The organism is Snodgrassella gandavensis, from assembly GCF_914768025.1.
GTDB classification, from domain to species: Bacteria; Pseudomonadota; Gammaproteobacteria; order Burkholderiales; family Neisseriaceae; genus Snodgrassella; species Snodgrassella gandavensis.
On record NZ_CAJZCE010000008.1, the window covers coordinates 108,622 to 115,200 of the forward strand.

The following is a 6,579-nucleotide window of genomic DNA, read 5'->3' on the forward strand; positions in this document are numbered from 1 at the left end:
GCAATCGACTAAAAATAAAAGCTTTTTATTGTAAATAAGCAAAATAATTTCATAGCTCAATTCAAATGTAAAACAGTTTTTTTGAGATTATTGGCAATCTAGATTATTACTAAAATAAAAATTTTAAATAATAAAGTAGATTTATTAAAACTAATATTAATCAAAAAAGATACTATTTTATACAATAACAAATAAATATTTGTTATTATAATCAACTTTTTTGGCCTAATCTAAGATTAGAATGATTATTAGCACTTATTGTTAATAGGTAAATTTAAAATGTTTCAAGTTAATAATTCTATGTTGACCGAACCACGAAAATTAACATGGCCTTATGGGTGGTGTGGGCATATACCATTTGTTAGTTGGCTTATTGAAGAACAGAAACCAAATATAATCGTAGAATTAGGAACTCACTCTGGAAATTCATATTTAGCTATATGTCAGGCTGTTGCAGAAAATGGTATTGATGCCAAATGCTATGCAGTTGATACCTGGAAAGGTGATGAGCATGCGGGAAATTATGATGAAGATGTATACAATCAATTAGCTGAATATCATAAAGAACACTATACTGAATTTTCTAATTTAATGCGTATGACATTTGATGAAGCTAATTCATATTTCAGTGATAAAAGTATAGATTTGTTACATATTGATGGCTTTCATACATACGATGTTGTTAAGCATGATTTTAAAGGCTGGCTACCTAAAATATCAGATAATGGTATTGTACTATTTCATGACATTAATGTTCGCGAACGAAATTTTGGTGTATGGAAATTATGGGAAGAACTACGCACGCAATATCCAAATTATGAATTTAAGCACTCTCATGGATTAGGTGTATTATTTGTTGGTCATGCAAGTCAGTCAATTTTGACTGAAAAATTAAAAACAGATAATGCAGATTCTGATGCTATAGTAGCAAGATTGTTTGCTCGTCTTGGTGAGTTAATATGTTTAAAAGTCGAATTAAATATTAATGATAACTCTTTACAAAATAAACTAAATGAAAAATTGAACCTTGGCATTAAAGATATCAAAAATTACATTGAAAACAATCAAAATAAAATAATACAAAAAAATGATCAAACTATTAAGACTGTAACAGATTATCTAACTTATAGTACCAAAAAGAATGAAAGTATTGAATCAAATTTGGTTATACAGCAACAACTTATGAAAAAATTGCTTGAGCGTCATACTATATCTAATATTCAGCCGTTTCGTTTTTTTTCTTTAGTATTAAAAGGACAAAAAAAAGAAGCAATAAAACCATTTAAGAAAGCTATACGTAGCATGTTAAGAAAGCTATACTATAAATTTCCGAAACGATGGCAACCTGCTTTGTTGAATTGGGCAATTAAAGTTCATCCCAGTTGGTTTAAAAATCATCCAAAAGTCTTACCACCGAAAAAAAACATTTATTATAATAAATGTCTGCTATTGGATATTGATTCACAAAGTTCAAAATTAAAATCTCAACCAGGTAGTATAGCGGTACACTGTCATGTTTTTTATAGTGATTTAATAAACGAATTTGTTGAACATTTGTCAAAAGTACCTTTTACATTTGATATTTTCGTTTCTGTATCCGATAAAAATTCCAGAGATATCTGTCAACAAGAATTTGAAAAAATAAAAAATATCAATCAGCTTGAGATAAAAATAGTACCAAATCGTGGCAGGGATATTGCTCCGATGTTTGTAGAATTTGGACAAAAACTGAAGCAATATGATTATATAGCACATATACAAAGTAAAAAATCAAAATATAACAATGGTGCAACCGATGGATGGCGCGATTATTTATTTAATTCATTGTTTGGTTCAGTGTCAAATATACAAAAAATTTTTTCATTATTTGTAGAGAATGATGAATTAGGTATTATCTATCCACAAATTTATCATCGTTTACCTTATTTCGCATGTACATGGTTAGCTAATCGATCCCAAGGTCAACAGCTATTGACTCAAATGAAATTACCCATGGTAGAAGGTTATTTCAATTTTCCTGTTGGCTCAATGTTTTGGGCTAGAACGAATGCATTAACACCTTTATTTAATTTAAATCTTACATGGGAAGATTTTCCAGAAGAACAGGGACAAACTGATGGTACACTAGCGCATGTACTTGAAAGATTATTAGGCCTTGTACCTACATTAATAGGGTATAACTCGGTGGTTATTAAAGAGTTGAATCATCCATCATGGTCAACTTATCGTCTCGATTCGCAATATCTTAATCGAGATTTAGACTTTTATAAATCTATAATTAATAAAGAAAAAGTAAAAATTGTTGCTTTTGATATATTTGATACGTTGCTAGTAAGGCCATTATTAAACCCTGATCATATAAAATTGATAGTGGCCTTATCTCTAGATAATGAAAGCAAAACTGCATTTGAAAAATATCGTGTTACTGCAGAATCTCAGGCAAGAATTAAAAAAGGCAAAGATGTATCCATAAATGATATTTATGAACAATTTAAAATTCTATCACAACTTTCAGAGAGTAAAGTGCATCATATTCAAAAAATTGAAGAGAATGTTGAACTTTCTTCTGTAAGTCTCCGACAGGAAGTAGTTGAGGTGATGAATTTTGCTAAAGACATAGGAAAAAAAATTATTTTAATTAGTGATATGTTTTTACCAAGAATTGTAATTGAAACAATGCTGTTTCGAAATGGTATTGATCAATGGGATGAGTTATATTTATCTTCAGAAATTGGAAAACGCAAAGATAGTGGTGAACTATATAAATATATGTTGGATCATGAGCAGGTAGACAGTAATCATGTAGTTATGATTGGAGATAATGAACGCTCAGATTTACAATTACCTACGGAGTACTTTGGAATTAAGTGTCTTCATATTTTACGTGCTGCTGATCTGGCACAAGCATTACCCACATATTCTAAATTAGCGAGTAAAAATTTAATTCGGAATGATATTAATAGTGAGTTAACTATTGGATTATTAATAAAGAAAAATTTAAATAATATTTCTTTTTTTAATAATATATTTGAAGAACCCAAATTGTTTAATTCAGATCCCTATCAGTTAGGCTATAATCTGGTAGGACCAGTAGTATGCGCTTTTTGCCAATGGTTAATTGAGCAAGCTAAAATTGATAAAATTGATAAATTCTATTTTTTAGCCAGAGAAGGTAAATTTATCAAGCAAGTATATGATTTATGGAGTGTACCGCAAAAAAATACTCCGGAAAGCTGTTATTTGCAATTGTCTCGTAGATGTGTAACTGTACCCGATATTACTTCTATTGAAGATATTATTGCTATTGCAGAAAAAAATTACTTTGAAAATAATATTAAAAATTATTTTACTGAGCGGTTTGGTTTAAATTTAGGTTCTGCAAAATGGGATGAAATCTTTAGTAAGAAGTTATGGAATAAAGGGGAAAAATTAGCTATAAAACATAAAAATATTGAACATATAAAATCTTTATTAGAATTCCTTCAAGCAGATATCATTAGTGAAGCGAAGACAGAAAAACAAGCGTTAATGATATATTTGGAAGAAGTCGATCTACTTTCGAATAATAGCTGTGCTGTAGTTGATGTAGGATATTCAGGAACTATCCAAAAAGCATTGAATAAGTTATTAATAAAGCCTATTCATGGATATTATTTTGCAACAGTAGTTTCAAGTATAGAAGGCTTGGCTCGCGATGTAAAAATGAAAGGCTGCTATGTCAATAATGGCAATAATTTATTTTGTGACTCACAAATTTATTCCCATAGCTTTGAGTTAGAGAAATTATTAAGTGCGAATGATCCTCAGATTATTAAATATGTTATTGATGAAAATAATAAATTAAATAGAAAATTTAAGAATTTATCAGATAAAGAACTGGCAACTCAATCAATACGAAATCAATTGCAGCAGGGAGCTATAGATTTTGTACATGATGCAGTTAATATTCGCAAAAATCTTTATTTTGATTTTAGTCCATCTTTGTTGGTTGCTGATTCTTTATATAAAGATTTTAGTTTAGCGCAGCAGACTGAAAAAAATAAAGTTTTGGAAGATTTAATTCTGGATGATGATTATTGTGGCAGGGGTCTTGTTAGCTGATTCAACTATAGATAGTCATTAAATTAATAAAAGGATTAAAATTTTTAATCCTTTTATTTGTACTAGTCTTTATTTAATCTGACATTAAGTGTATTTTAAACCAATAATGGAGTGTCAGTAATGAATCAATCTGCAAAAATAATTAAACCAAAATTAGGACTTTTAGAACTCGCTAAACAGTTAGGTAACGTCCAGCAAGCCTGTAAAGTCTTGGGTTATAGTCGCGACAGCTATTATCGCTTCAAAAAACTCTATGATCAGGGCGGAGAATTAGCTCTTCAGGAAATAAGTCGCAAAAAACCTATAGAGAAAAATCGCGTAGAGCCTCATATTGAGCAGGCTGTCGTTAATATGGCTTATGAATTTCCTGCTTATGGGCAGCATCGGGTAGCTAATCAGCTACGTCTGCAAGGAATAATGGTCTCTGGCAGCGGCGTACGTTCAATCTGGCTACGCCACGATTTAGAAAGCTTCAAAAAAAGGCTGATCGCTCTGGAAACAAAAGTAGCTCAGGAAGGGCTTGTGTTAACAGAAAGCCAGCTACAGGCTTTAGAGAAAGCGAAAGCAGCGCGAGAGGCACAAGGTGAAATTGAGACCCAGCATCCTGGTTACTTAGGCGCACAAGATACATATTATGTTGGTCATATTAAAGGGATTGGGAAAATATACCAACAAACGTTTATTGATACCTATTCAAGACTGGCGTTTGCTAAAGTATATACGGAGAAAAACAGTTTAGTTGCTGCGGATATGCTCAACGATAAAGTGATACCATTTTTTGATAATGAGCAGGTAGCGCTTTTACGAATTCTGACGGATAGAGGAAGTGAGTATAACGGTCATAAAGAGCGTCATACATACGAACTGTATTTGAATTTGGAGGATATAGAGCATACGAAAACAAAAGCCTACAGTCCGCAAACGAATGGTATATGTGAGCGGTTCCATAAGACGATGAAGACCGAGTGTTATGATATTATGTTTAGACGTAAAATATATACAGAACTGAAAGAGATACAACAAGATATTGAGCTTTGGCTAGAGTTTTACAATCGGGAAAGAGCACATTCAGGGAAATACTGTTATGGTAAGACACCTTGGCAAACTTGGGTAGAGACAAAAGGACTGGCTAAAGAAAAGCAGCTAGAGAATTTATTTTACTCATCAGACAGTCATTGTGTTAGAACGAATGCCGATGAGTAGGTAGTGTCTGTCAGATTAAATTTGAGCTAGTACACGTCATATTATTTAGTGCTTCATGAGGTCTTTCAGTGTTATAAATGGTTAGCCATTCTTCGGTTACCTTCCTTGCCTGTTGCAGATTATTAAAAAGATATAAATCCAGTACCTCTGTACGGTACGAACGGTTAAATCGTTCAATAAAGCCATTTTGATATGGGCTGCCGGGTTTGATGTAATCTATAGTTATACCATGTGATTTTGCCCAGTTAGTAAAGGTGTTTCCGGTGAATTCCGGTCCATTATCTACTCGTATTTTGAGTGGATAACCATGATATTCAGCCAGTTTATCCAGATAACGGGTAATCCTGCCAGCTGGCAAACTGACTGCAATATCAATGCCTAGCGCCTCACGATTAAAGTCATCTATCACATTGAAAGTTCTAAAGCGCCGTTGATTGCGACTGCTGTCACTCATGAAATCCATTGACCAGCATTCACCTTGTTTATTCGGCACTGATAGCCTTTCTGGGCTTCGTGGAGGAATGCGTTGTTTACGCTTTACCCTGATATTAAGCTTTAATTCACAATACACCCGATACACACGTTTATGATTCCATTTATAGCCAAGCTTTCTGATGCGATTAAAACACTTGGGAAAGCCCCAGCGTAAATGCTTATCGGTAATAGCACTTAGTACAGACATAATCACCGAATCATCCGGTAACTTGGGTTGATAATAGTAAGCACAGCGACTTAAGCCAACAATAGCGCAGCTCATGGTAATAGTAACAGGATGACTTTCTAGTAACTCCAAAGCCCAGGCTTTACGTGCCTTAGTAGGCACTAGAGCTTTTTTATGATTTCCTCCTGAAGCTGAGATTTTAAACTGAGCTCGGCAAACATCTGCTTAAGCTTGCGGTTTTCAGCCTCCAGCTCCTTTAAACGTTTGATATCGGAGGTTTCCATACCACCGTATTTTTCCCGCCATTTATAAAAAGTCGAATTGCCGATGCCATATTTACGGCAAAGTTCTTTAACAGGAATACCGGCTTCAGCTTCTTTTAAAATAGATACGATCTGATGTTCAGTCATCTTTTTCATGTTTAAATCCTCTGTGGGTTAATGAAGAGAATTTTCTACTTCGGAGCTGTACTATTTTAGGGGGTAGTTACAATTATCGCTTCAAAAAACTCTATGAACAGGGCGGAGAATTAGCTCTTCAGGAAATAAGTCGTAAAAAACCTATAGAGAAAAATCGCGTAGAGCCTCATATTGAGCAGGCTGTCGTTAATATGG

The 6,579-nt window shown here is 33.1% G+C and carries 3 protein-coding genes and 1 pseudogene; 3 read left to right on the forward strand and 1 reads right to left on the reverse strand.

Annotated features, from left to right (window positions below):
- Positions 1 to 279: 279 nt before the first annotated feature.
- Together MJ764_RS07435 and MJ764_RS07440 are read left to right on the forward strand one after the other, a co-directional pair.
- Complete coding sequence (locus MJ764_RS07435; protein ID WP_239325954.1) at positions 280 to 4,101, forward strand: HAD-IA family hydrolase; 3,822 nt, start codon at positions 280 to 282, stop codon at positions 4,099 to 4,101.
- Positions 4,102 to 4,221: 120 nt separating this feature from the next.
- Positions 4,222 to 5,304, forward strand: coding sequence for an IS481 family transposase (locus tag MJ764_RS07440; RefSeq protein ID WP_239325955.1), 1,083 nt, complete (start codon positions 4,222 to 4,224; stop codon positions 5,302 to 5,304).
- Positions 5,305 to 5,314: 10 nt separating this feature from the next.
- On the opposite strand, the gene MJ764_RS07445 is transcribed toward MJ764_RS07440, so the two are convergent.
- A protein-coding gene (locus MJ764_RS07445) for an IS3 family transposase (RefSeq protein ID WP_420853939.1) occupies positions 5,315 to 6,384 on the reverse strand; the annotation gives its coding sequence in 2 pieces (ribosomal slippage) (positions 5,315 to 6,141 and positions 6,141 to 6,384; 1,071 coding nt in all).
- A gap of 71 nt (positions 6,385 to 6,455) precedes the next feature.
- Between MJ764_RS07445 and MJ764_RS07450 the strand changes: the two are divergent.
- Positions 6,456 to 6,579 (forward strand): annotated as a pseudogene (locus MJ764_RS07450) (IS481 family transposase); the annotation flags it as partial.

Excerpts from the sequence above, each read along its gene's own strand:
- MJ764_RS07435 (WP_239325954.1), top strand. The coding sequence starts at position 280 with ATGTTTCAAGTTAATAATTCTATGTTGACCGAACCACGAAAATTAACA.
- MJ764_RS07440 (WP_239325955.1), top strand. The coding sequence starts at position 4,222 with ATGAATCAATCTGCAAAAATAATTAAACCAAAATTAGGACTTTTAGAA.